Below are 26,890 nucleotides of genomic sequence, written 5' to 3' on the forward strand. Positions count from 1 at the left end.
TCACTAAAAAACTGAATAGTCAGGTTTAGACACTGTTTATATAAACAGTGTCTAAACCTTTGAACAGGACCCATATTGGCAATACATAGGTTAAAACGTTTTTCGCCATTCGTCATCTTCTAATGCCACTCCATCAGTGCTGACGTAATTCACGATGAGTTCACCTCGAACAAGAGCGCCGTCGGTTTTAATGGATTGAATAATACTGTTAAAATCATTTTCATCTGAATCTTGTTTTTTACGGTGAATTGTAAGAAGGATAGATGGTGTAACATCATACTCTTTATAACTTTTTGGATGATTCGGGTCAATATCTAATTCTCTTCCAATCTCCCTATCAAAAAGGACAACTAATTCACTAGAATCCCCTATTTTAGCCTGGATTTCTTCATAATTGTTACTATCAGTAATTTCTTTCATTTCCACTGATGACTTTACATCCCCAATTTTTTCTTCGATATAGGGCTTTATTTCTTTTTCTGAATCATCTCTCCATTTGTTGGAAATAAAGGAATCCTCCATTTTTCCAGTATGCACGTTAGAATACACAAGAAATTCTGTACCATACTTTTCCTCTCTAACTTTAGCGGCGTATTCAAACTCATCAAAGTTACCCATGTTATCGTATAACACGTCGTATACATACGTTTTTTCTTTAAAATTTTCCACTAGATATTGTTCCGCTTGCACCCGGACTTTCTTTTCTTCGTCAGGATCACCCTTCATACCTTGTGTGAAGGAATACATCAGGATGACTACTCCGGCTAATATAAATAGAAAAATTACAAGTAAAATCAATAAAATCTTTTTTGTCTTACTCACGATATGCCCCCTATTATCCATTCTCTTATTTCCATTATATTCTAATGTTTGAGATATACAAAAAGATATCCAAATTTACTGATTTATCTCTTGGAAAAATACCATTTCCTTGTTGCTGAGAATCTCTACATTAGAGCAGTCTTTTGATACAATAGTTTAATCAGTTGTACATAAAGGAGTGTTAAGTCTTGGAAGCCTTCCAAAGGGATTTGAATCATAATCGTGACGAATATAGAAGGATTAAATGGGGAAAACATCGTGAACGGGTAACAGAATTATTTGATACCGTTTTTTCCAAACAAGCTTTTGTAAATAAAATAGGGATTATTGGAGCGGGCAATTGTGATGATCTGGATTTAAATCATCTATCAACAAAATGTAATTCGATTTATTTATTCGATATAGATAAAGAAAGCATGGTAAATGGAATCAAGAACTTTTCAGAAAGTACTCGCAATAAAATTCAGTTAGTTGCAATGGATGTGACCGGATTGGATAAAATAAATTTCGAACAAACACTGACTTCCATGTTGGAGCATGGTGAAAAGACTGAAGACATTATTCAATACGTATTGAATATGAAGGATAAGTTATCAGAAATCGTTCATAATGAATTCAATGATTATATTGGCCAATTTGACATATTCGCAACATCGGCCATTTATACTCAATTATTTTATAATTGGGCATTAGATACTCTTGAAAAGAATAAACACCACTATGAACAGTTGGATTTAGTAAGAATAAAAGATGGATTTTTGGATGTAAGAGATCAGGTTGTGCTTAATTTGCAGGATGTAGCCTTCAAGTGTTGTACTGGAAATGGGTTCTACATAACCTGGTCCGATATCTTGAAGATGGAACCAGAATACATTGAGACTACCAATCAAGGAATTAACGCCATTTTTTCATTAGCTTCCAATGTCGGGTATGGGGCCGCATTAATTGCCATCCAGCATTATATGAGTAAAGTGGATCGGCAAGATTTTTCCTTGCGCCATTGGTTATGGGATTTCGATGAAAATAAGCAATATTTATCAATCGGGCTATTGGGAAAAGTGAAACAAGTTTAAGGAACATCAGAGGACAATAAGGATATTAGCACAGACCTGCATTAAAAAAATCAAAATCCTACTTTCATATAAAGAGATCCTTTCTACTAGAAATCGAATAGAAGGGATCTCTTTATTTTTGAAAAACCTTACTAGTTATCTGCCACATCCAAAATAGGAAATATATTATTTGTAAGATTTTTCATAAACTTTTTAAACCCTCCATATACACACCAGCGAAGTTTGAATCGTTAAACTAGTGATTACTGGTAAAAAGGAGGACGATGATGATGGACTCACGAGAATTAACATATTTCGAACATACTATAGAAAAGCTAAAGGAAGCTTATGAACAAGTTTCAAAAGATATTACAAAACAAGACCACTCCTATAAAGAGTTACAAAAATATATGATTGATTACAAAAGTGAAATCGATAAATTTGAGATATATGATTATAGCCAAACGTTAAATATGATTGACCGACGGGGTTTTGCTCAAGTTACCGAACGAGAGCAACTAGAGAAACTAATCGATTCCCCATACTTTGGTCGATTTAATTTTGTTTATGAAGGCGATGAACCAGATGAAGTGGAATCATTTTATATAGGCCGTTTTGGATTTAGTGATGAAGCCAGTAATAATCTCATCTATGATTGGCGTGCTCCAGTTTGTAATATGTACTATGAATTTGAAATAGGAAAAGCTTATTATGAGGCAAAAGAAAATCATTTTGACGGTGAAATTGTTTCGAAAAGGCAATTCAAAATCGAAAATTCCAAAATTGAGTATATGGTTGAAAGCTCATTAACAATTCAAGATGCTGTGTTACAAAAGACTTTAAGTGAGCATGCGAATGATAAAATGAAAACGATCGTGACCTCAATTCAACGGGAACAAAATAAAATTGTCCGTAATGATTCTGCCTATAATGTCATCATACAAGGTGTCGCGGGATCGGGGAAAACGGCAGTTGCTCTGCATCGTATTGCGTACCTTTTATCCAAATTTCGAGATACACTACAAGCAAATCGAATTTTTATACTATCCCCTAACAAAGTTTTCGGTGATTATATATCTTCAGTCCTACCGGAACTTGGCGAGCAGCCAATCCGTTCCTTTACTATAGATGAGTTAACGGAACAGTTACTTCCTAACCACTTAACTTACGTATCGTTTGAACAAGAGGTAAAAGATATTTTAGCAGATCCCAAAAGTGACTATGCAATAAGAGCTTCGATCAAATCAACTTATGCTTTTGTAGAACAGTTAAATGCTTTTTTACAAAGATTGAACTCAACCTTATTTAAAAATGGTACCCTTTCGGTTGCTGATTATGAATTCACAACAGAATATTTGCAGAATCGTTTCAGCAAATATGCAAAAGAACCCGTACTTATTCGCTTAGAGATGATAGCTGATGATGTAATGAATGTTCTCAAGACGAAGCGCCAAGGTGAACTAAAACTACCCAGTAAAAACGAAATCGTAAAACGATTAAAAAAACGGCTACTTATTAACTCCGCAATCGATATTTATAAAGCATTTATGTCGGAATTCAGTGAAGAAACATTCTATTTCAAAAAGCGGCACTTTGAATTTACCGATGTATATCCCTATCTTTATTGTCAGCTTTACTTTGAGGGTATAAAGACATTTGATATGATACAGCATTTTGTCCTAGACGAGATGCAAGATTATACACCCATTCAATATGCACTACTCGAAAAAGTATTTGAGTGTAAACGTACGATTATTGGTGATTTTAGTCAGGCACTTTTACCATACGAAACAATTTCAAAAGAAGGTTTTGAGCAAATTTTTTCAAACCTAGAATATGTTGAACTAACGACTAGTTACAGGTCATCTTATGAAATCGCAATGTATGCGAAAAAATTCATGCGGAATTCGACAATTCATCCAATCGCTCGTCACGGAGAGGAACCAAAAGAAATCCCGTATAAAACATTGAATGAAATGATTTTGAGATTGCTTGGATCTATTAAAAATGATTTCAAATCTACGGCCATCATTTGTAAAACGGAATCAGACCTTGTTTTGTTAAAAGAACATGTAAACCATTTGCCGATTCACCTAGTAGATGCTCATACAGAAAAATTTGAAAAGGGGATTATTTTAACAACAATACAATATGCAAAGGGACTTGAATTTGACTCGGTAATAGTGCCATTCGTAAATGGCACGAATTATCGGAATGAATTCGATCGTGGGTTACTCTATATTTCAACGACAAGAGCCATGCATGAACTAACCATTTTAAAAGACGAAATAAATCCGTCTCCTTTATTATAAGTCCTCTAATAATGCGATGATTGACTTTACGTCTTTCATCGCATTTTTTAAATTTATCTCAAGTTCATCTGTAACATGTAAAAATTCATCAGCAAACTTTGGTGAATTTAAAAGGGATTGAATATCCCGTGCGGTTTGCACTTCTTCAATACCTTCTATTAAATGATGTATGGCTGCAATGGAAAAATGAGCAGTACGAAGCGTACGAATAATTAATAGTTTCTGAATATCACGCTCTGAATATTGACGTCGGTTTTGGGAATTTCGTTTTACCGTAAATAATCCATTTCTTTCCCAATTCCTAAGGGTCTCTTCCGTTAATTGCAGATTATTTGCTACTTCTCTATGAGTGTATGTCTCAGTATGGACTACTACCTTCGTTAAAATCTTTTCAACTATTTGGACAGCACGACAAGTATAAGAATACTCCGCTTCTAAAAATTGCAGATATTTATTTGCTTCTATTAATGCCTCGCTAAACAGCTCACTACCACTTAATCGGACAATTCGGGTAGCTTGTTTGCGCAGGTTATTTTGAATGAATTCTTGTCGAAAAGCATAGCGAGCGATTTGCATTTGAATTAGATGGATGTTTGAATATCTCCTGTATGTATTTGCTTCTCTGGGAACTGAAGAAATAAACCCCCAATCCTCATAAAGCCTTACAGTGTTAGGGTGAACTTTCACTTTTTTTGCTACTTCATTTGTTCGCATTAAATCACTCCTTCCTTTAGCTTTTCCATTATAGTTAACTTTTAAAAATACAACAACATTTCATATCCCTTAGTAAAAAACAATTGTTGGTAGTGTTTTTTGTTGTTTTAGATAGTAGTAATTGAAAATAGATAAAAGGTATAAAAAACGGTCCAAAGAATTAACTTTTTGTCTAATGAATGTAACAGTTTATGCAAGTATAATAAAAAGAATAATCCGAAAATTAAGTTTTATAGAAAGTCATCATGTTTTTTAGTAAGTATTCGAAGGGAGTAGTGCTCTATGAAAAAGCAAAAACTACTGATAAATGGTAAGAGGTTAAGTGACTCACTTGAAAAATTTGCAGATTTCGGACGTACTGAAAATAATGGAGTCACCCGCCTTTCGTTGACTGAAGAAGACCGTTTAGTCAGAGATTACTTTTGCTCTTGTTGTGAAGAATTAGGAATGTCGATTAAAGTTGATGATATGGGTAATATTTACGCTACATTAGAAGGTTTGGAGAATAAACCGCCAATCGTCATGGGTTCACATATGGATACCGTGAAAAAAGGTGGGCGCTTTGATGGAATCCTAGGGGTGGCTGCTGGGTTGGAAGTGGTTCGTACCTTAGTAGATAATGATATCAAACCAAATGTTCCAATCACAATCGTCAATTTTACAAATGAAGAAGGAGCAAGATTCGAGCCTTCGATGATGGCCTCCGGGGTCCTTTCGGGGAAATTTGAAAAAACTACGATGATACAAAAAACCGATAGTGATGGAATTACTTTCGAAGATGCCCTGAACTCGATTGGATATGCAGGAGACATTGAGTCCCGCCTAAAAGAGGCCACAGCCTTTTTAGAATTACATATTGAGCAAGGACCTATCCTTGAAAGAGAAGCTTTGAAGATTGGTGTAGTGGAATGTGTTCTTGGAATGGTCTGCTACGAAATAGAAGTGACTGGCGAATCAGACCATGCTGGAACCACTCCTATGAATATGAGAAAAGATGCCTTCTTTACGACAAATAGTCTTGTCACAGAAGCCATTCAAAAGTTAAATCTTCTTGATGAAGATTTAGTTTTTACCATAGGGCGGGTAAATGTGCATCCTAATATTCATACAGTCATTCCGAATAAAGTAGTTTTTACATTAGAAGCGAGACATAAGGATCAACAGGTTATTGAGCGTGTAGAAGAAATTATAAAAGGGCTAATACAGTCAGGCTCAAATGATGGGTGTGAAGTCACTGCCACAAAGCTATGGGGACGCGATACGGTTTGGTTTGATGAGTCACTTTGCGATTTATTAGAGCAATCTACTAATTCATTGGGGTATTCCTACAAAAGAATGGTAAGTGGAGCTGGGCATGATGCACAATTCATCGCAAGCTATATCCCTACCGCGATGGTTTTCGTTCCAAGTGTCAACGGAAAAAGCCACTGCGAAAACGAGCTGACATCTTGGGAAGATTGTGAAAAAGGTGTGAATGTCATCTTAGAAACAGTCCTTGCGATACAAGCTAAATAGGCAGATTGAAAAAACACTACTAATATATTACGTGGTTTCCTAAAAGGGCAGATTTCATATGAAATCATGCCTTTTTTTATTGCAACTTACCATGTTGGTGAAATGTATTTCTAAAGATAATGGAGCCTTCCGGATTTAGCTAAATGAAGGGTCGGAATTCTATAATAGGAAAAAAATGGTTTTAAAATAGAGAGGATGGGTAATTTAAAAAAACAAATATATTTAGGGTGTTCAATGGCAAGAGGATGCGAAGGAGAGATGGAATTGTTCTTTTCTAAGGAGTTTTTACCAATAGGGAGTGTAGTTGGAGTCCAAGGTGATTCAAGGCGTTTGTTAATCATCGGTCGTCTGGTGTTTTCTGAAAATCATAATGTGGTTAAAGATTATACAGCTATTGAATATCCAAATGGTTATATCCATTCGAAAGAAAAATTCATTCTTTTTAACAAGGATGATATAGACGTTTTGTATCATTATGGGTATGTGGATGAAATGGAAGTAAAAGTTGATCAATTACTTAAAGAGGCGGAAACAAAGGGAGGCGATTCGAAAATTGAAGGAGGCCAAATAAGTGGGGGTATTTAAATTTAATAAAGACTTGCCTGATATGGTTTCTGGAAGCGTCCGAAAATTAGAAGATACGATATTAGCCGTTTATAAACCCATCGTTTTTTTTAGTAAGGAACTTGAGAATCATAGCGGTGAAGCTGTTACAGCGCTTAAGACAAAATTGAGTAATCATATCGAATTTTTTAACAAAGCTAGCGTTGGTTTACTGTATTTTGCTGATACTGTTATGAACTTTGTATCAATGATTTTGAGTACGGATGAATCAGGTTCAGTAGAGACTGTACCTCAGAACAACCGTGCAGTGCAGCAATACGAGTTTTCTTATGAAAATATGAGTAACGAAATTAAACTAAATGCCTACACATTAAAAACAGCAAAAAAAGAATTTTCTTCTAACTTAGATAGCTTAAACGAGTTGTTAAAAGACTTTGAAAAATTATTGAATGATGTACTTTTTCATACGGAGTTTCCTTGGGGGGATGTTGCCGATGTGTGGGAGGAAGGAAAGGTGCAAATTACTTTCCTTTTATCCACGTTTTTAAAAAGTGTCGAAGAACTTAGCACTGACGCGGATGGAATTATTAAAGAGCTTGAACGAGTAGATAATCTCATTGCTCATAACCTAGGGAAGTGTGAATAACCAGGAAAGGATAAAGAACCTATGTATAAAGAGCCAGAAGTAACGAGTTTGATCAATTTACACACTAGCCGCGCAAATGCTACGGTATTATTAGCAAATTCCAAACTTGTAAGAAATGCATATGCAAAGATTTGGGGTTTTATTGATTCAGGCAGTATAACGGAATTGGCTGGTACTATGATTATGTTTGACTTCTCTGATTTGAAAGCTGAAGTGGACCAATACATAAGTGATTTAGACGAGTTAAGGTTGAAGTCGGAGAACAAAAAACTTCAGTTAAAAGGCGATCAGATTGAAGAAGAACTATTAAAACTTACGAATATTATCTCTCAATGTCAGGAAATTTCACTTTATTATAATATGCTCAAAAGTGAAATATCTGAAATTGAATTAGATTTTGAAAATGCTGTCCGCTATTATCGTTCGCCGATGCGACAGGGATTAAATGATATTTCAATCATTTATAATTCCATGAAAAATATTAAAGGACCTATGGGGGACTTTGAAGAAGTATCAGTTTATATTCATGGAATCGAATCAAACGGGAACGAGTTTTTGGAAAGTGCTAAAAAGGCTTCTGTTGAGGGTGACGTAATCGTTCATGTGAAACGTAACGGAAAGAAAGAATATTATGTTGTGAAAATGAATGAATATGGCGAAAAGGAAGTGCTTGCACTAGACGATTTTCAATCCTTACAAAAGGAAGATGCCTTTAAATATCCTGAAGGACGTATTCATTTAGTTTATGATACAGAACAGTCAAATGAACATAGACAGGAAACCAGTGATGATTTAACTAGATTGCTCTCAGAAATGGGACTTATAAACAAAACGACAAAACTTAATTTGTTTGGTCATAGTTATGGAGGCAGAAGATCTATGCAATTTGCAATGGATTATCCAGACTATGTACAGAGCATTACTACTATCGGCACACCTTATGACAAAAACAAACTAGCTAAAACGGGAAACAGTTTACCTTATGTTGCTGAAAAAATAGGGCAAGATCCACGGCAATTTACAGATTTTTTGGATTTCAATCCAGAAAATAAAAGGGAGGATAATGGAATTCTCCATAGCAATGTCTATACCGATCTATCTAAGGAAGAAATGAAAGAGGACTTACAAAATCTCAAATCTGCAAATCCTGAAGTATATACTAAACTTGAAAAGATGAATATAATAGCTTCTGCCGGTTATCGAATGGAAACGGTATATTATGAGGGTGGGTCTATGGAAGTTAAAAAAGATAGCGACGATGTAGTCTCATTGGAAAGTCAAAATGCAAACAATCTTGAATCATTGATTGATGAAAGACCGCAATATGAGGTAGAGGGTGTTAGCACAATAAAGAATCCAGGTCATGGTAATGAAATTAAAGATGAAGAATTCATTGAACTCATAAGACAAGTTAATACAGACAAATAATTAGGAGCTAAAATCTATGAAAAAGTGTTTCTTTAACGGAATCGTACTTTTAATCATTATTTTTCTCATTGGATGTGGACCGGATCTTTCAACAACAAAAAAACAAGAGGAAGTGAAGGACTTGCTTTATATAAAGGGATTCCCTGAAACGGATAATGAGTCACTTTCTCGATTTATGATCAATTTTTTCGCTCCGAATTATGGTAATCCTCTTTTTATGGAAGACGGCGTTAGCGTAAATGCCATAAGAAATGGGTCTGAAGAGTTCTCCCCCATTCAATACTTTTCGTATGGTAAGGTATTCCGTGACTTTTACAAGCCCTTGTTAGGTTTAGAGGATGTTTCATCAACATTGAACTCATTACAAAATAAAAATATAAAGCAGGAGGTTTTTCTACCAGTAAAACCACTGCATGAATATAATCTCCCTTTAGTTGAATTGGAAAAAAAGAATAGATTACGAATTAAGACCATGGAAGGTGAGAAAACACTCAATTTGCCTGGCATTTTAAATCGATATAGTTTGACGGAGACCGATCGGCTCAGTTTTAATATAAGGGGATTAAGTAAGGAATCAATGGCAATTGAAATACAACAATTAAATAAAAAAGAAAGTGGGTCAATTTTTCTTTTCGTAAAAAGTGATTTTTCAACGGTAACCGCCAGTAAACTGGTACCAGATGAACTTCAAAACGTCGTTGATTCTGAAGAATTGAAAAACTTTGAAGATTTATTCGTTAAGACTGATCCATCAGGGGAATTCTTTAACATCCTGCATTCCGAAACGATATGGAATAAAAAGGAACATACTGTTTTTAGGATTCATGAAAAAGATGTTCTTCTTAGTGATGATGGGAAGTTTGTCTATTTAAATGGAACGAAAGAAAGCTTTAAAGATGGGATACAAAGGATACAGACTATAGAAAATTATAAAAAAGGAAATGAGAAATACGAAAAAGTATTTAAAATAGATTTTATGGATATAGCAAAAGAGCTTAATCTAAAAGCGGATAGTGTTAACTTTGCCCATATTAACTTTTTTTACGATGACTTAATCGTATTAAGTGTTGATTACGAAGCAAAAGTAGTTGGAACAGCAGGTTTTACGAATGTATTAATTGATCTTAACGAAGATAGCGATAATTCTAAGGCTTATCTGGTGGATTTGGGGGTCCAATAACACCTTAAAGTTGATATATCAATACCCATGTCAAACTTCGATAAGGTAAACTATATAGGCAATTATTTGGCTAACCGACATCGGTTGGCCTTTTATTAGTTGCGATGAAATCCTGTAAATCATAAGGACACCAAGATGCCTTTTTTAGTAGACTTTGCCTGTTTCATTTTTTCTCAATATTCCGTATACTTATATTATTAGGAGTTACAGAGAGAACGTAATGTATCTCAAAATGAAGGTGCATGAGCGGGGGGATTAACATGAAATTTTCCATGATATTGGTCTTTATCATCATGATTGCTGCCTTATTTGGTACCATGGCTTTGGGTGGAAAAAGCGATGAAAATTATTCAGGCGCTGTTAGAGGCAATTTAACCAGGCTAACTTGGATATATGCCGTCCTAGGGATTGTCTTAGCTCTAGGAGTGGGGATTTATATAGTCACTGTATAAAACTAAGGGAGCGTTTCTTCTAACCGAGAAACGCTCCTCTTAGTTTAAGTTGGTATATCCATGCTATTTGTTCATCCTAAACACACGGTAGCCCAAACTATTTCCATAAGTGAGGGTTAGACGATAATGTTCTTCCAGTATTCGGCTGTAGGCTTCATTAGAAGGCAGAGGCTTGGCATGTGCCGCTTGAGCATTCTCTAATTCTTCTAAAACCGTATTGGATTTTAGTATTTCCAGATGCGAAAACCCTTCTTTTTCAAAAGCACTTATCCATTCAGATTGTGTCAAGATGCTTTTAAGATGATAAAAATTCATGATTTCCTCTTTATGTTCACCAGGCAAAATACATTCCGCTGTCATATCTATAGAGATTAACGTGCCTCCAGGTTTAAGGACACGGTAGTATTCTTGAATGGATTTGTGAATGGTAGTGAATGATGTAGAGGATTCAGCTATGATAAAATCAAAAAAGTCTTTGGGGAAGGGCATTTTTTCAATGGAGCCCATACATACATTCACGGGTAAATGAACTTGTTGTAATCTTTTCGTTGTCTTATTTACCATTTCCGGATGAATATCCATTGCATAAACCTGACAACCATAAGTTTCGGCTAGGTATTGTGAAGTCTGGCCAAGTCCACATCCAGCCTCTAGGATCTTATCATTTTTATGAATGTCTTCATTTTTTAGAATACTTTTGGTTAGTTCAAAACCCCCTGGATGGGCCCCTTCCAATTCATAAAAGACCAAGGCATCTTGGTATGAGTGTTTCATTTCTGTTGTCTCCTTTTTCCATGTAATTGATTCATAGTATGTCACGGAAGGTAAAGCGGATAGAATAATTGCTTTTCATAGTGGGTGTTTATCTATGCAAGCTAGTCCCCTTCTGCATACCATGTAGAATCGAATATAAGGGAAGTGTTTATTAAAGTGGGATATAACAATCAGAACTATTTTCATAAGTGCAGCCAAGGAATTGGGAGACCAGTAGAAATCCGTACAAATAGAGGAACAATCCATAGGGGAATTATTCATAGGGTAACACCCAACAAAGTCTATATTCGCCCAATTAATAACGGAGGTAACCTTGGTGGATTTGGCTATGGTGGATATTATGGTGGATTCGGTTGGGGAGCGGCTTCTGGGTTCGCTTTTGGAGCAATCACCTCATTAATCTTCCTTGCATTCCTATGGTAATAGAAAAGATCCTTTAAAAACCTGTAAGGCGATGGCCACAGGTTTTTTTCTGTATTTGTATTCCCCAAACGGAAATGCAATTAAATATAAGTTAGTATACGTATCATCACTCTAAAGAATAAATCCCCCATAATAAAACGGTAAATAAACTATTATTAGGGGGATCATTTCATTCGAAACATTCTTTTATAACAGCTTCACATAAAACTACAGCCATTTCGCTAGAATTAGATGATGCGGCAATTTTTTGAAGGAGACAGAAACCATTGGAAAGGAAGACCTATTATCCCTTACTCACCCTAAACGCACGGTAACCAAGACTATTTCCATGAGTAAGCATAAGGCGATAATGCTCTTTGATGATATCATTTAAGGTTCCTTTGAAAACCGGAGAATCGCTCGAGCGTTGGTTGGCAGCTGAGTATCTTTTTAACTCTTCTAAAACTGTACTGGAATGAAGGATTTCCGTATGTTTGAACCCTTGTTCTTTAAAGGCACGTACCCATTCCAATTCAGTCGGAATATTTTTAAGTTTATAGAAATTCATCAATTCAACTTTCAAATTGGCATGCAATGCAATTTCCGCAGTCATATCAATTGAAAGCAAAATTCCGCCAGGTTTTAATACCCTATAATATTCTGCAATGGACTTGTTGATTTCCGTAAAACCTGTGGTGGACTCAGCTACAATATAGTCAAATGAATCGTTGGGAAACGGTAATTCTTCTAAGGAACTCATATACACTCGAATAGGCAAATTGGCTTTTTGAAATCGCTGTGCTGCCTTTTTAACCATCTGTGGATGATTATCCACCGCATAAATGTGGCATTTAAAGGTTTCTGCCAAGAAATGTGATGTTTGCCCTATCCCGCATCCTGCGTCGAGTATTGTGGTATTCGTATCAATTCTCTCATTCATCATGATGTTTGATGTCAAATCGAAACCGCCTGGATGAGCACTTTCAATCCCGTAGAAGGCTAAGGCATCTAGATATGTGTGATACATAACTTTTATCTCCCTTGGTGTAGTCATATACATATTTTATGCTTTAGAATGAAAGGGTGACTAAAACATTCATGTCTTAGGTTGAATATTAGTGGACGTATTAGGAGTTGCCTCAGAAATAAGGGGCGGTTTGTATGTGGAATCGGTGTTATCAAGTTCATTCCGCGAGCTTGCACTAAGGAAATGATCATTAGTTCTAGAATATATACTCGTTGTTTAATTCAAAATCACAGATATTCTCTATCTTTAAAGGTAAGAAATTGGTGTGAAGGCACTTGAAAGAAGGAACATAAATGAATAAGACAATTGGAATAGTGGCACATGTGGACGCTGGGAAAACAACATTTTCCGAACAGCTTCTTTTTTATACGAATAGCATTAAACATAGGGGGCGTGTTGATCATCAGGACGCATTCCTCGATAGCCATGATATCGAGCGGCAACGAGGAATTACGGTCTTTGCAGATCAAGCCATGTTTTCTTACCGAGATTCGAACTATAATCTCATCGATACGCCGGGCCATGTTGACTTTTCACCGGAGATGGAGCGGAGTATTCAGGTGATGGATTATGCAATCATCATCGTCAGTGCAGTGGAAGGCATAGAAGGTCATACGGAAACCGTTTGGGGGCTTCTCCAGAAGTATCAAGTGCCCACTTTTTTCTTTATCAATAAAATTGACCGTGTAGGAGCAGATGTGGATGCTGTAATGAAAGATATACAGTTGAATTTAACCCAGGACGTCTGTAATATCACAGACTCTTTCACAGATGGAGTGATGAAAGAGGAGCTTGTGGAATTTGTCGCTGAACGTAATGAACTCTTACTGGATCATTATATGGATCAAGGTTATAACCAGGATTTGTGGTTTAAGACGATGAAAGATTTGTTTCATGATAATAAAGTATTCCCACTTGCATGTGGGTCAGCACTGCATGGTGTCGGAGTAGAGAGTTTTATGAAAAAGGTTGACCAGTTAACGGCCACGGATTATCGCAGCCAAGGACCATTTGCTGGGCGTGTGTATAAGATTCGTCATGATGGTAACGGAACGAGAATAACATTTATCAAAGCATTAAGTGGAACATTAAGAGTACGAGATGAAATCGAATATGGAAAACCAGAAGATTCCGTCTTCGAAAAAATCACATCCATTCGCATCTATAATGGTAGTACATTTAAAAACGTAAATCAGGTTGCGGCAGGGGAACTCTTTGCAGTCACCGGTTTATCCTTGGCATCAGTTGGGGATGGTCTAGGACTGATTAAAGAAAGTTCCGTTTTTGACATGATACCGACATTAAAGTCAAAAGTTACATTTGAACCTACTGTGAATATCAAAGAAGCATTACAGTATTTTAAAATTATGGATGTTGAAGACCCCTCATTGGATGTGTCATGGGAAGAACGCTCTCAAGAAATACACGTTCATGTCATGGGGACCATACAGCTAGAAGTATTGGTGCAGTTGGTCAAGGACCGATTCCTATTAAATATCACTTTTGAAAAGCCTGAAATCCTCTATAAAGAAACAATCGGTACAGACGCTATTGGATATGGACATTTTGAGCCTTTAGGACATTATGCGGAAGTTCATCTTCAATTAGAGCCGGGAGAAAGAAATAGTGGGATTACGTTTGATAATAGATGTCATGCTGATGACCTTACTGTGGGAATACAGAACTTAATCCGCCATCATCTCTTTGAACGGGAACATCATGGCATACTTACAGGTTCTCCCCTTACGGATATACATGTAACACTACTTACTGGACGAGCTCACAATAAACATACATCAGGTGGGGACTTTAGAGAGGCTACATACCGGGCATTAAGGCAGGGATTGGAAAAGGCGGAAAATATCTTGCTTGAACCTGTTTACCTATTTAAGATCAGAGTAGACCTGGACCAGATGGGCCGTGTACTTTCTGATATTCAACAGGCACATGGGAGTTTCGATTCTCCAAAAACGGAAGGTGACAAAGCGATTTTAACGGGTCTCGTACCAGTTGCCACATTTATGGACTATAGTAGCCAACTGGCTTCTTTCACCCAAGGGAAAGGGAACATAAACTTGACCTTCGCTGGATATGACTTGTGTCATAATCCCAAAGAGGTCATCGAACGGACCGAATATAATAAAAATGCTGATCCTGATTACACCTCATCCTCCATTTTCTGTTCCAAAGGGCAAGGGTATACAGTAACGTGGGAAGAGGCCGAGGGAAATATGCATGGACTTCAATAAGAAAAATCATATGGAATTATACAGTTAAAATAAAAAGAAACCAGATGTCGCAGCTAAAATGCTTCATCTGATTTCTCTTCAATGGCAATGGCAGGGGTGCTTTTTGTAAGTGTATCAAGAATCTTTTCTACTTTATCACTATAAGAAAAGTCCCCGTAACAATATGGATAACGGAAATTTTCCTCATTGCCACCACAGTCGTAGAGTTCAGGGTTCTTTTCAACTTGCAGGGCAGAGAACTGTTTTGCTAGCTCCTCAGTATGTTTGCCGCCGGAATTTGCAACGTAATCAATATATCCAATCCCCATATTATAAGATTGGATGATGGTTGAGAAGTCAACGGCTTTTTCGTTCCCATATTCCATGATTCTCTGGAAATGTTTCACGCCATATTCGATGCTTTCATTAGGGTCGGTTATTGTATTGGGAGCTAGACCGGCGGATTCGGATGCTTGCATGGGATCTCCTCCTTTTCCTCGACTTTCTTGTTGCATCACGGCAATCAATGTTAGCGTTTGATCCTCAAGGCCATATTTCTTCAATTCAGATTGAATTTGGGTGCTATATTTTTCAACGATTGCAAACGAGTTCATCTTATTAAGCGGTGTTGATAGTTTTACTGAAAAAGGTGTCTGCAACACTTGTTTTATAAACAGAAATAAAAAAAGCATCATCGATATTATCAGAATGACCTTTGATTTTTTACGTAATCTTCTCATGTTTTCTCCCTATTATCACTTTATCTTCTCTTATTCTACCAAAAAGAATGAGTAATAACTATTTTAGTATTCTTTTAAACATCCACAGTATATAGAATGAGTCTAGTCGTAGAAAGTAACGTATCAGAATCTATTCGCCTTCCATCATTTTTTAAATTGAAGGGCACGAACGATTTATATTTACCGGATGAAAATATATGTTCATGAAATGAGTAAACCATTGTTTTTTACCGGTGTTTTGGTTGCTTTTTATATAAAGGAAGGCATATGATAAATAAGGAGTCTCAACTAGAAAAGATAATTTAAGATGAAAGAGGATTTTAAATGATTACATTGAAAAGTGAACGAGAAATACATTTGATGCATGAAGCGGGCAAGCTTCTTGCTGAGACGCATAGAGAAATCGCAAAAATGATCAAGCCGGGCGTAACGACTTGGGAAATTGAAGAATTCGTTGAAAAGTTCTTGGCTGATCATGGTGCAACACCGGAACAAAAAGGCTACCAAGGTTATAAATACGCGACGTGCGCATCTGTTAATGATGTAATCTGTCACGGTTTCCCACAGAAGAAGCCATTGAACGAGGGAGATATCGTAACGATCGACATGGTTGTAAGGCTTAACGGAGGATTAGCTGATTCAGCTTGGACCTATAGTGTGGGTGAAGTTTCCGAGGAAGCACAACGCTTGATGGATGTAACGAAAAATGCTCTTTATAAAGGGATCGAGGCTGCACAAGTAGGCAATCGTCTTGGAGATATCGGGCACGCCATCCAATCGTATGCTGAAGGAGAAAAATTCTCTGTCGTACGTGATTTCACAGGACATGGTATCGGTAAAACGATGCATGAAGATCCAACCGTGTTACATTACGGTAAACCTGGTAAAGGCGCTCGTTTAAAAGAAGGCATGGTCATCACAATCGAACCTATGTTGAATGCCGGAACATGGCATATGAAAGTGGACAAGGATGGCTGGACAGCAAGAACAACAGACGGCAAACTTTCCGCCCAATATGAACATACGATAGTGATTACAAAAGAAGGACCAATCATACTTACAGAACAATAAGAGATAACAAAAGCGATGACCTAATTTTATGGTCATCGCTTTTGTTATATCCTCGGTGTAAATTTATTCCAGTAAATACCTCGTCAGAATACTATGAATGAATTTGACAACTAAAATGGACGGTATACATAGTTTAAGTACTAAGGTAATTAGGCACGAAACCCTTTACTAATTTGTGGGTGCGCAGGATAATAAGAAGAAGCTGAACTATTTTGTGACAAACAATATATAAGGGGGGTTGACAGTGAAGAAAGGGGAAAAACTATCTACAACGGTTGAGTCTGTTGGATTAAGCCAGAGAGAATTCTTAACGATTTTTTTACTGCATTCTTTGACGGATAAAGCTAACTATCCACGTGCCATTCATCAAGACCTGAAAAATATGTTTACAGGGAAAGTCCATAGTTATGACTACTTATGTAAAATTTCTAATAATCTCGTCGAATCCGGCCATTTATCATTATATACGAGTAAAGGAAGAAATTATTATCAAATAACAGAAAAAGGGAAAGACCTTTATACATGGTACCAAGAAAATTTCCTGGAACGTTTTTCTGAAGTGAAAAAGGTCATTGACAGGTTTATGTTCGATTTAAAAGGTTCTGGTACGAATCCTCCGGTTGTGAATGAACTACCAGAAGAATACCGCTCTTATTTCTCGAAAATCATTTCTGTGAAGGATCTAGTCCGTTACGTTACTTTGAAGGCCGCTTTCACTAAAAGACCGATTTATATGGGGGAAATTGCCGACTTGTTAAAAAATCAATTCGGCTGGATTGCCTCCAATGGATACTTATATGATTTATCACACGAAATGGAGGAGAATGGGTTACTTGTTGGTAGATGGGAAAGTGAAAAACGAACGAAGCGTTATTTACGGATTACAGATGAAGGACAGCATCACTATAAACAAATTGCCGATTCTGCGGCTTACCAAGTGCAGGAAATCCAAAAGTACCTGGCAAGCGTAGTGACCTTTCTCGAAGAAAAATCCTAACATCTTTCAATCTCCTTTTACTTCGTTAAGAACAACTAATGCCTAGTGACTGAAAAGATCAATCATCTCATGTATATGCTTAAGACGAATCGTTCAGGGGTAAAGTTTAATAAAACTGTTCTTAATTAAGGGGGAATCACAATGAAAGAAAAGCGCGATGAAATGAGTAGTATATATACATTGATTAAGAGCCAGGTCGATAAACTTCCTATTTCAGAATCTAAAAAGAATAAAATGCTGGACCAACTCTTAAAAGTAAAAACGATGACGGTTGATGCTAGGGAGCCACGGATTGCTCTTGTCGGAAGGCGTGGTTCAGGAAAGTCCTCTCTTATTAATTCGATGTTCGGAGAAAAACGGCAATATGTCAGTTCTGTTAAGTCTGGAACGGGTAAAGGCAAATGGCTGTGGTACCCTAGTGAAAACAATCCAAAAATCCGTTTGCTTGACTCTCGCGGTTTGGGAGAAAGTGAGGCGCCTACAGAGGCGTTTGAAGAAGAAACACCAATGGATGAGTTAATTAGTGCGGTTACTGGGGAACAGCCGGATGTGTTTCTTTTCTTGATTAAAGCGAAAGAAACCGATTCACGGATTGAAGAAGATTTAAAAGAGCTAAATAAGCTACGGAAAATCGTGAAAAATAAACATCACTATGATGTACCAGTAATCTGTGTGGTTACCCAAGTCGATGAATTGGATCCACCTCATTATAAACAAGTGCCATTTGATGCCCACCCTAAGAAAAAACAGCATATAGATGAAGCAGTTTCGTTGATGGAAAAGCGATTTAAAGAAAGCGACATCCCACTTTTGAATATCATTCCGATTTGTTCTTATATTGATTTTGATGAAAATGGCAATATCGATTACGACATGAGATGGAACATCGATGAGTTATCTACCTACTTGATCGAGGCCTTACCCAGTGAAGCGAAATTAATGACGGCTAAGGCCATGCAAAGTCACTTCGTCAAGAAGAAATTCGCACGGACAATCGTCAGCACATTTACCGCTATTGCCAGTTTAATCGGCGCTGAACCCATCCCATTTGCTGATTTTCCAATATTGACCGGTATTCAAGGACTGATGATTGTAGTGATTGGATTTATCGCGGATAAAGAAATTAACACAAAAACAGCAAGTGAATTCATCGCTGCTCTAGGCATTAATGTCGGATTAGGCCTCCTTGTTAGGGAAGGCGTGCGTGCCGCAGTCCGTTTGATACCCGGCGCAGGTCTAGCTGTTTCGGGTGCTGTAGCGGGAGCCGTAACATATGGCATTGGTCAGGCTGCAATCGCTTATTTCATTGAAGACAAAAGCATGGAGCAAGCGAAAGAAGCATATAAGCATGCTAATAATGTATATGAAAAAGAAGAAATTATCCCTTAATCAATTCGATTAAGGGAATTCTCGAATCATATATATGACTAAAGTGATAAGATATAGGTGAGTTATAGTGATGAATGATACTCGCGAATACTTGTAAGAGTATTTGGTTACATATCTAGAAGGGATGATCGACATGTTTTATCAAACAGACGCGCAAAAAAAATATATAGAAGAATTAGAGCGAGCGATACAGTCCTTCCCGGATCGTTCCGAATCACTCGATGAGTCTAAAGGTTTTCCTTTTGACAACATTCAGGAATTAAAAGCATTCGGTTATCCAACATTAACGTTGGCTAAAGAGTTTGGAGGACAGGGCGGTTCCTTATATGATTTTCTCTTAGCCCAGGAGAAAATTGCAGAATATTGTGGACCAACCGCTTTAGGAATTGGTTGGCATGTTGGGACGGTTTTATCTTTAACGGAGAAAAGGCCGTGGAAAAAAGAGGTCATGGACGAATTTTTCGAAGAAATATCTAGAGGAGCCCTTGTCAATACGGCTGCATCAGAAGCCGGAACGGGTAGTCCCACACGTGGAGGACGTCCTGAAACGACTGCACGTAAGAAAGGCGATAAATGGATACTTAGTGGCCGTAAAACGTTTACGACGCTTTCCCCAGTCCTTGATATCTTTCTTGTTACCGCCTGGGTAACGGAAGAAGAACAGATGGGTACTTTTTTGGTCCATCGAGACGTTCCAGGAGTATCGATAGAAGAAACATGGGATATGATTTCCATGCAGGGAACAGGTAGTCATGATCTTGTCCTAGATGACGTTATCATTCCAGAAAAGTACTATGTCATGCAAAAAAATCCCGGTAAAAGAATACCGGATGCTTGGCTACTGCATATACCAGCTTGTTATCTGGGAATTGCGACCGCAGCAAGAAATTATGCAGTCGAATTTGCAAAGACGTATTCCCCAAATAGTCTACCCGGACCCATCCGCGACCTTCCGAATGTGCAAAGAACAATTGGGGAAATTGAATTGGCATTAATGGAAGCGCGACATTTTCTCTTTTCCGTTGCGGAAAAATGGGAAATGCAACCCGAAAATCATGACGAATTATCAAAAGAATTAGGAGCGGTTAAATTATCGGTCGTCAACAAATCCATAACCATTGTCGACAAGGCGATGAGAGTCGTTGGAGCGAAGAGTCTGCAACGGTCTAATCCGCTACAACGATATTACCGCGATGTACGTGCAGGACTTCATAATCCACCCATGGATGATGTTACGATTACCACACTTGCGAAATCAGCCCTTTATTAAGAAAAAAGCTATTTAGACACTGAAATGGACCATTCGTTTCAGTGTTTTTTACGTTTAGTTATAGGGAAGCTTTAAATCTCTTTAAGACAAAACTTGTGAGGGATTCTCAGAAGAAGAACCTCATTCTTAGCTTTCATGGGTACAAATTAATTGAGATATTTGTCACTTCGTTTTAAGTAAATGTTCAATCTAGCTTTTATAGTACGTGAAGGTCTATAGGCGTGTTTGAAGGGAATTATCGAATAATTCAGCCTTCTCGACTGTATACGGATTGACGGTATTTCAACAATCCAGTATCATCAAGTTGAATTACCATTTATAGGATGTGTGCATTGATAAACAACTAGTAATAAACTGTTTGATTTTCGATAGCGAAGGGGGAAAATGATATGAAGTCACTTACAGAAGGACAAATCATTTGGGAACCGACACAAAAGCGGATTGAGCAAACGGGATTGACACAATATGCAAACTGGTTGAAAGAAAAGAAAGGCTTGGAATTTCAAGATTATCAACAACTATGGAAATGGTCAGTCGATGAACTCGAGGAATTTTGGGCATCTGTGTGGGAATTTTGCGAAGTGATTGCAACTAGACCATATGATAGGGTTTTAGCGGATCAGACGATGCCAGGTGCTAAGTGGTTTGAAGGCTCGCGGTTAAATTATGCGGAGAATGCCCTATCGAAAGAACAAGAAGGCAAGACGGCCATTTTCTTTCGTTCCGAGCATATAGTCAATCAAGAAATCAGCTGGAAAGCGCTAAAAGAAAAAGTTGCCTCTGTTTCTCACTCATTAAGAAAACTAGGGGTGAAATCGGGTGATCGAGTTGTTGCATACATGCCCAATATCCCTGAAACCGTCATTGCGTTCTTGGCTACGGCCAGTATAGGTGCCATTTGGTCAAGCTGCTCACCTGACTTTGGGGCAAAAAGCGTCATTGATCGCTTCAAACAGATAGAACCCGTTGTTTTATTTGCTGTTGATGGATATCACTATAATGGAAAGTCGTTCGATAAAACATCCGTAGTTGCCCAGTTACAAAAAGAATTGATTACAGTTAAACATACCGTACTAGTTCCTTACATAGATAAAAAGAATCTAGAGCAAAAAATAGAAAATATCATTCCATGGAAAACACTTTTAATAGAATCATCAGAGTTGTCCTTTGAAAGCGTTGCATTCGACCACCCACTTTGGATTCTTTATTCTTCAGGTACCACGGGCATGCCGAAACCGATTGTTCAAGGACATGGAGGAATCATTCTAGAGCATTTAAAAGCCACGCGCCTGCATCAAGATATGACATCTGAAGATACGGTTTTCTGGTTCACAACGACTGGCTGGATGATGTGGAACCTGTTGATGGCCGGACTACTCAATGGGGCGACCATTGTCCTCTATGATGGCAGTCCTTCCTATCCTGACATGGATACACTTTGGAAATTGGCAGAAGATGCAGGTGTGACTTCATTTGGTACTAGTGCTCCTTTTCTTACCAGCTCGATGAAACTAGGCATTAAACCAATCGAAACATATGATCTATCAAAATTAAAATCTCTTTTTTCTACGGGGGCCCCCTTATCAAGTGATGCTTATAAGTGGGTGTATGAACATGTTAAAATGGATATTTGGCTTAGTTCATCCAGTGGAGGGACTGATGTATGCTCCGGCTTTGTGGGGGGTGTATCCATACTTCCCGTTAGGATTGGAGAAATACAGGGTCGCTCGTTAGGTGTCCATGTTGAAGCATTTGATGAACAAGGGAACTCACTAGTAAACGATGTCGGTGAACTAGTGATCACTAAACCGATGCCTTCCATGCCGCTATATTTTTGGAATGATCATGATGGTGCAAGATACTTCGATAGTTACTTCGATACGTATCCAGGCATCTGGAAGCATGGCGACTGGATTAAGATTGATGATAGAGGCAGCTGCATCATTTATGGACGTTCAGATTCTACCATCAACCGTTCAGGTGTACGCATGGGGACCAGCGATATTTACCGTGTCGTGGAAGTGATGGATGAAGTGATGGAGAGCCTGGTTATTGATAGGGAGGTACTTGGTCGAGGATCATCCTTGCTGCTATTCGTTGTCCTTAAGCAAGAGAACACTCTCGATTCGAATCTGATGACAAAAATCAAAAATGAAATTAGGGAACATGTTTCCCCACGCTTTATTCCAGATGAGATTTATCTCGTCAATCAAATACCAAAAACGTTGAATGGTAAGAAGATGGAAGTGCCAATACGTAAACTACTATTAGGATTCGAATTCGATAAAGTAGTAAATCCCGATTCCATGAGCAATCCTGAATCACTGTCGTTTTTCAAACAGTTGGCAATCGAGTTAAACGAGGAGAGAATCTTTTAAGAAAGATGGGCGGGGGTTCAAAAACTCCGTCTTTTATTCGTTTTCTTAATGCTATTTTAATCTATTATTTTGTTAAGCTCATACTGTTGACTGGTGAGGCTTTGCAGACGTAAGGGGTTTAAGTAATATGTTGGGCTCAAATTAGAAGAAAAAATCAAGGATAGTGGCTTTATGGACATTAAAGACGTACCCATCAAAGTAACGTACAAGTTTATTTAAACGATATTGGTATTGGAAGGTTCAGACTAGATTAAGAGAAAGGACATCTACTTTGCAGATATGCATACATAGGGAGAGGAGTTAAGTGGATTTTGTAGAGTACATTCATGATTAATTGAATTCGTACCTGATAACACGGAGTTTCATAATGTGATAAAAATTATTTATAGTTCTATACTTCATTAATGGAGAATTGGAGCAACTTTTCATATGAATTAACGTCTATCTAATAAAGGTGGGGATTCTATATGAAGAAATGGTTAGCATTATCATTCTTTGTGCTTAATCTAATGGGGTGTTCAAACAGTAATGAAATGGATGGGGAAAAGCCCCCAAAGGTTCAGATTGAACTGGCTAATGAAGCATATGAAACGAAAATAGGTACTTACTGTTGGATGGATAGCAAAGTAAATACTTGTGTAGATATGGCAGGACCAGTGGAACTATTAGCGGATAAAAAGCCTATTGAGGCACTACCAGGTGAGAAGGTTACCATAAAGATGGATTATGAGCCTAAACCAAGTGAAATGTATATAACACAGTTTAATGCGAATGAGAAAAATAAAGAAACAGATATTCATTTAAGGAATGATCAGTTTACTGTTCCTAAAGAAAAAGGCATTTACTATTATTCATATAGCGTGTGGTGGACGGATGGAGAGGATGCTACTGTGTCCAAAGGTGATGCTTTGTATGCATTTGTACTAAAAGTTAATTAGGAAGGGGATGTTGGTTGATGATACCTAAATTCTAATAGTGAAAAACCCAAACCAATAAATACCTATTAGTGGTTTGGGTTTTTATTTTGGTAAGTATCAGAACTAGAAGAGTGAATACATTTCTAAAAAGCAACAGGAAGTGAATCAAGACTTTGGGATGAGAGTGAAAACTGCCACTCAACTTTCTCCTTAGGAATACTTAACCTTAAGTTGGGCATTCGTTTTAAAAGAGTAGTAAAGGCAATATCTCCTTCTATACGAGCAAGCGGAGACCCTAGACATACGTGTAGGCCATGTCCAAAGGCGAGGTGACGATCTATCTTACGTTTTATATCTAAATCTTCTGAGTCAGTAAAGACTTTCTCATCACGATTGGCGGCTTTCACCATCACAAGTAGTAAATCTCCTTTTTTGATTTGCTGCCCACCCAATCGTGTATCTTCTTTAGCAAAACGTGGTCCTACAATCGTTGATGGACCATTGAATCGCAATAGTTCTTCAACAGCTGAAGGAACTAAAGTTAAATCAGCCTTAAGCATTTCTAACTGTTCTGGATGTTCAAATAACATCATAGTCCCAGTTGCAATTAAGTTCGACGTTGTCTCATGACCTGCAAAAATAAGTAATGTGATCATCGAAATCAATTCTGACTTTTCAAGACGCTCACCTTGTTCTTCAATGGCAATCAACTGGCTAATTAAGTCATCGGAAGGATTCTTCCTTTTTTCTTCGACTAACATTTCAGTATATTCCCCGAACTCTTGTAAGTGCTTCCCAACTGTCGGATCTTGTTTACCCAAACCTAGGCCATTAGCGATTGCGGTGGACCAAACTTTAAGCTTTTCACGATCTTCATGGGGCACACCTAACATTTCTGAAATTACGTTTATCGGTAAGGGGTAAGCATAGTCTTTAACAATGTCCATCTCACCTTGAGACTGAACTTGATCCAGTAATTCATCGGCGATTTCTTGAACGCGAGAACGTAACCCTTCCATGTATCGAGGTGTAAAGGCTTTTGAAACTAACATACGTAATCTTCTATGATCTACACCATCAGCAAAGAGCATGGATTTCCCAGTGAAAAAGGTATCGGGCGACGATGAATCTACATCATTAGCCATTTTATCCCTAAAGCTTTTGTCATTCTCAATCGTTTTTGGGTCTACAGTATATATAGCGTGCTGTTTCAAAACTTGAATCGCTTCATCCATATGTACAACTAGCCATGCTTTACTATCTGTTTGGCCAAAAGGGTTTGGAATAGAAATGACAGATCCCGCTTTACGTATTTGCGCGAATATAGAAAATGGATTCTCTTTATTTTCTCCACTTAATAGATTTAGAACTTGCTCTGGCATCATTTGATCTGACTTATTCATGTTCTATCATCCTTCCTAATAAATATTGGTTATTAGTTCATACTCGTGTAAGTTGTCGTAAAGCAAAACTATTTCATTCAAAGAATCCAAAATTAATTTGCAGTTTAGTAATAAGTACATGTACTATGATTACTTATTTCACTAACCTCCTTAATTAGAACTTCATCTTACTCAAAATACATTACTTTAATTTGAGTAAGATATTATTAAAGGTTACAATTGATTTTTTCCTTAGTCAATGCGAGTAAAGTACTTTACTGATAGTAGGTATAATGGAGGAATGTTTAGAAATATAGTTTTAAATCTGTATAACTTTGTTTATAAAAGAAATCTATATTTAACTAAGTTTTTGACTAAAGTATGTATTCAATTAATTAGTTAGGAGTGACACTTGTCCATTTATACTCAGCGAACTTATTAGTGAACGTATTAACGGAATTGCTATCATTCGTAACAAAATCAGACTGGAGGGAAAACGGAAAGGAAACATAATTATCATTATCAGTTTAATTTATGGAAAGCGGCTACAGTTATATTTAACAATTGGGAAGGTTGTGATGTTGAAAAGAATTTATAGATATTATTAGTGTTAAAGTGGAAATCACTAATAAATTCGAATGAATTTATTATTCTGAAATACTTTTATTGAAGTGTTAACCCGTGATTTTTATCATTTTAGTTATATTTATATATATTGATATAGTAATGGGCGTTTTAAGAATATCTTGTTCATTGGTTATACTTTTGATTGATCGAAGCCAGTGAAGTAAACGGATTTTACTAATATATATAATACGAGATAGAAGAGGAAGGGCGGGTAATATTGATAGTGGGTTTAAAAACAATTCAAGTCAATACACATCCAAAATTGAGAGATATTACTCGTATGGTAAACCAAAGTTTACATAACAATAAAAAAGTATTTTGGATGTTGTTTCATTTAGAATTAAAGACTCTTGGCGGTTTGCTGTTATAACGTATGGTATGGGGATAATATACAGGCTTGATACAAAATGTGATACAAACGCTTGTTATTATCTGGTAAGTAATTTAAAGCGAGACTAATATTAATAATATAAGCAGGAGCTCATATGAATATATTTTTGTTATGGAAATAAAATAACACTGGAGTTTCCAGATTACATTTACTGTGAGTGCATTAAAATGAATGAAAATTGTAAGTGATCCTGATCAAAAATAATCAATAATAGTTTTATAAATTATTTACATTAAATCTTAAATCATTTAAATAGATGAAAACTTGTATGTGTTATAAAAATCATAGTTATGTTAGAGCTTTAAATAAAAACATAAATTTTGATTCAGTCTCACTTAGTTAAGTATTCTTATGATATGAGACACAGATTGATATTATTTTATAACTTCCTATAATATATATTATGTAAACTAGAATTATTCATTTTGCTCTGTGACAGACTTTCTGCCCTAACCTTTCATGACTGATGACATTAATCTATTATATATTTTACATTCCATTAAAGTGTTACCTTCTTTCCATAGATTCTGTTATACTTTAATATTGATTTCAAGAATATCCCGTTTTTGTGGTGTTGTGTTGTGTGTTATGGGGGATGGGGGGGGGGGGGTT

The 26,890-nt window shown here is 37.0% G+C and carries 22 protein-coding genes; 16 read left to right on the forward strand and 6 right to left on the reverse strand.

Annotation, left to right across the window (positions count from 1 at the left end; genetic code table 11):
* Positions 1–90: 90 nt before the first annotated feature.
* Entirely contained in the window at positions 91–822 is a 732-nt protein-coding gene (locus ACIQXQ_RS19065) for a hypothetical protein (RefSeq protein WP_402959532.1), read from the reverse strand.
* 188 nt (positions 823–1,010) lie between these two features.
* On the opposite strand from ACIQXQ_RS19065, the gene ACIQXQ_RS19070 reads away from it, so the two are divergent.
* Both ACIQXQ_RS19070 and ACIQXQ_RS19075 read left to right on the forward strand, forming a co-directional pair.
* On the forward strand, positions 1,011–1,895 hold the full coding sequence (locus tag ACIQXQ_RS19070) for a hypothetical protein (RefSeq protein WP_402959534.1): 885 nt from the start codon (positions 1,011–1,013) through the stop codon (positions 1,893–1,895).
* Positions 1,896–2,164: 269 nt separating this feature from the next.
* Complete coding sequence (locus ACIQXQ_RS19075) at positions 2,165–4,186, forward strand: HelD family protein (RefSeq protein ID WP_402959536.1); 2,022 nt, start codon at positions 2,165–2,167, stop codon at positions 4,184–4,186.
* On the opposite strand, the gene ACIQXQ_RS19080 is transcribed toward ACIQXQ_RS19075, so the two are convergent.
* Positions 4,181–4,900: a MerR family transcriptional regulator gene (locus ACIQXQ_RS19080; RefSeq protein WP_402872873.1), complete on the reverse strand. Its 720-nt coding sequence runs from the start codon at positions 4,898–4,900 to the stop codon at positions 4,181–4,183. The genes ACIQXQ_RS19075 and ACIQXQ_RS19080 overlap by 6 nt on opposite strands.
* Before the next feature lie 282 nt (positions 4,901–5,182).
* Between ACIQXQ_RS19080 and ACIQXQ_RS19085 the strand changes: the two genes are divergently transcribed.
* The 6 genes from ACIQXQ_RS19085 (at position 5,183) to ACIQXQ_RS19110 (ending at position 10,685) form a co-directional block, all read left to right on the forward strand.
* Positions 5,183–6,415, forward strand: a complete 1,233-nt coding sequence (locus tag ACIQXQ_RS19085) for a Zn-dependent hydrolase (RefSeq protein WP_402959538.1) — start codon at positions 5,183–5,185, stop codon at positions 6,413–6,415.
* 195 nt (positions 6,416–6,610) lie between these two features.
* Complete coding sequence (locus tag ACIQXQ_RS19090; protein ID WP_402959540.1) at positions 6,611–7,000, forward strand: DUF4176 domain-containing protein; 390 nt, start codon at positions 6,611–6,613, stop codon at positions 6,998–7,000.
* Positions 6,987–7,625 carry a hypothetical protein gene (locus ACIQXQ_RS19095; protein WP_402959542.1) on the forward strand — a complete coding sequence of 213 codons (639 nt, stop codon included), beginning with the start codon at positions 6,987–6,989 and terminating at the stop codon, positions 7,623–7,625. Before ACIQXQ_RS19090 ends, ACIQXQ_RS19095 begins: the two co-directional genes overlap by 14 nt.
* Positions 7,626–7,646: 21 nt before the next feature.
* Entirely contained in the window at positions 7,647–9,053 is a 1,407-nt protein-coding gene (locus ACIQXQ_RS19100) for an alpha/beta fold hydrolase (protein WP_402959545.1), read from the forward strand.
* 121 nt (positions 9,054–9,174) lie between these two features.
* A complete protein-coding gene (locus ACIQXQ_RS19105) occupies positions 9,175–10,233 on the forward strand; it encodes a hypothetical protein (RefSeq protein WP_402959547.1) in 1,059 nt (352 codons plus the stop codon).
* 260 nt (positions 10,234–10,493) lie between these two features.
* Positions 10,494–10,685: a hypothetical protein gene (locus ACIQXQ_RS19110; RefSeq protein WP_402872894.1), complete on the forward strand. Its 192-nt coding sequence runs from the start codon at positions 10,494–10,496 to the stop codon at positions 10,683–10,685.
* 63 nt (positions 10,686–10,748) lie between these two features.
* Here ACIQXQ_RS19110 and ACIQXQ_RS19115 read toward each other — a convergent pair whose 3' ends face one another.
* A complete protein-coding gene (locus ACIQXQ_RS19115; RefSeq protein WP_402959549.1) occupies positions 10,749–11,459 on the reverse strand; it encodes a class I SAM-dependent methyltransferase in 711 nt (236 codons plus the stop codon).
* Positions 11,460–11,615: 156 nt separating this feature from the next.
* Here ACIQXQ_RS19115 and ACIQXQ_RS19120 point away from each other — a divergent pair, with 156 nt between their 5' ends.
* Positions 11,616–11,882 carry a hypothetical protein gene (locus ACIQXQ_RS19120; protein WP_402959551.1) on the forward strand — a complete coding sequence of 89 codons (267 nt, stop codon included), beginning with the start codon at positions 11,616–11,618 and terminating at the stop codon, positions 11,880–11,882.
* A gap of 283 nt (positions 11,883–12,165) precedes the next feature.
* Here ACIQXQ_RS19120 and ACIQXQ_RS19125 read toward each other — a convergent pair whose 3' ends face one another.
* Positions 12,166–12,888 carry a class I SAM-dependent methyltransferase gene (locus tag ACIQXQ_RS19125; RefSeq protein WP_402959553.1) on the reverse strand — a complete coding sequence of 241 codons (723 nt, stop codon included), beginning with the start codon at positions 12,886–12,888 and terminating at the stop codon, positions 12,166–12,168.
* A gap of 293 nt (positions 12,889–13,181) precedes the next feature.
* On the opposite strand from ACIQXQ_RS19125, the gene ACIQXQ_RS19130 reads away from it, so the two are divergent.
* A complete protein-coding gene (locus ACIQXQ_RS19130; RefSeq protein ID WP_402959555.1) occupies positions 13,182–15,137 on the forward strand; it encodes a GTP-binding protein in 1,956 nt (651 codons plus the stop codon).
* 53 nt (positions 15,138–15,190) lie between these two features.
* On the opposite strand, the gene ACIQXQ_RS19135 is transcribed toward ACIQXQ_RS19130, so the two are convergent.
* Entirely contained in the window at positions 15,191–15,856 is a 666-nt protein-coding gene (locus tag ACIQXQ_RS19135) for a lysozyme family protein (protein ID WP_402872907.1), read from the reverse strand.
* A gap of 324 nt (positions 15,857–16,180) precedes the next feature.
* On the opposite strand from ACIQXQ_RS19135, the gene map reads away from it, so the two are divergent.
* From map to ACIQXQ_RS19165, 6 genes are all read left to right on the forward strand, one after another.
* On the forward strand, positions 16,181–16,927 hold the full coding sequence (map, locus tag ACIQXQ_RS19140) for a type I methionyl aminopeptidase (RefSeq protein WP_402872909.1): 747 nt from the start codon (positions 16,181–16,183) through the stop codon (positions 16,925–16,927).
* 244 nt (positions 16,928–17,171) lie between these two features.
* The gene (locus ACIQXQ_RS19145) at positions 17,172–17,924 is read left to right on the forward strand and encodes a PadR family transcriptional regulator (protein ID WP_402872911.1); all 753 of its coding nucleotides are present in this window, start codon (positions 17,172–17,174) and stop codon (positions 17,922–17,924) included.
* A gap of 141 nt (positions 17,925–18,065) precedes the next feature.
* Positions 18,066–19,313, forward strand: a complete 1,248-nt coding sequence (locus tag ACIQXQ_RS19150) for a GTPase family protein (RefSeq protein ID WP_402959557.1) — start codon at positions 18,066–18,068, stop codon at positions 19,311–19,313.
* 124 nt (positions 19,314–19,437) lie between these two features.
* Positions 19,438–20,583 (forward strand): acyl-CoA dehydrogenase family protein, encoded by a 1,146-nt coding sequence (locus tag ACIQXQ_RS19155; protein WP_402873215.1) that lies wholly within the window; start codon positions 19,438–19,440, stop codon positions 20,581–20,583.
* A 389-nt stretch (positions 20,584–20,972) separates the two neighbouring features.
* Entirely contained in the window at positions 20,973–22,961 is a 1,989-nt protein-coding gene (locus ACIQXQ_RS19160) for an acetoacetate--CoA ligase (protein WP_402959560.1), read from the forward strand.
* A 467-nt stretch (positions 22,962–23,428) separates the two neighbouring features.
* Entirely contained in the window at positions 23,429–23,899 is a 471-nt protein-coding gene (locus tag ACIQXQ_RS19165; RefSeq protein ID WP_402959562.1) for a hypothetical protein, read from the forward strand.
* 122 nt (positions 23,900–24,021) lie between these two features.
* On the opposite strand, the gene ACIQXQ_RS19170 is transcribed toward ACIQXQ_RS19165, so the two are convergent.
* Positions 24,022–25,281 carry a cytochrome P450 family protein gene (locus ACIQXQ_RS19170; protein ID WP_402959564.1) on the reverse strand — a complete coding sequence of 420 codons (1,260 nt, stop codon included), beginning with the start codon at positions 25,279–25,281 and terminating at the stop codon, positions 24,022–24,024.
* Positions 25,282–26,890: the final 1,609 nt, after the last annotated feature.

The sequence above is a fragment of the Peribacillus sp. NPDC097198 genome (genome assembly GCF_044762055.1).
Taxonomy (GTDB): domain Bacteria; phylum Bacillota; class Bacilli; order Bacillales; family DSM-1321; genus Peribacillus.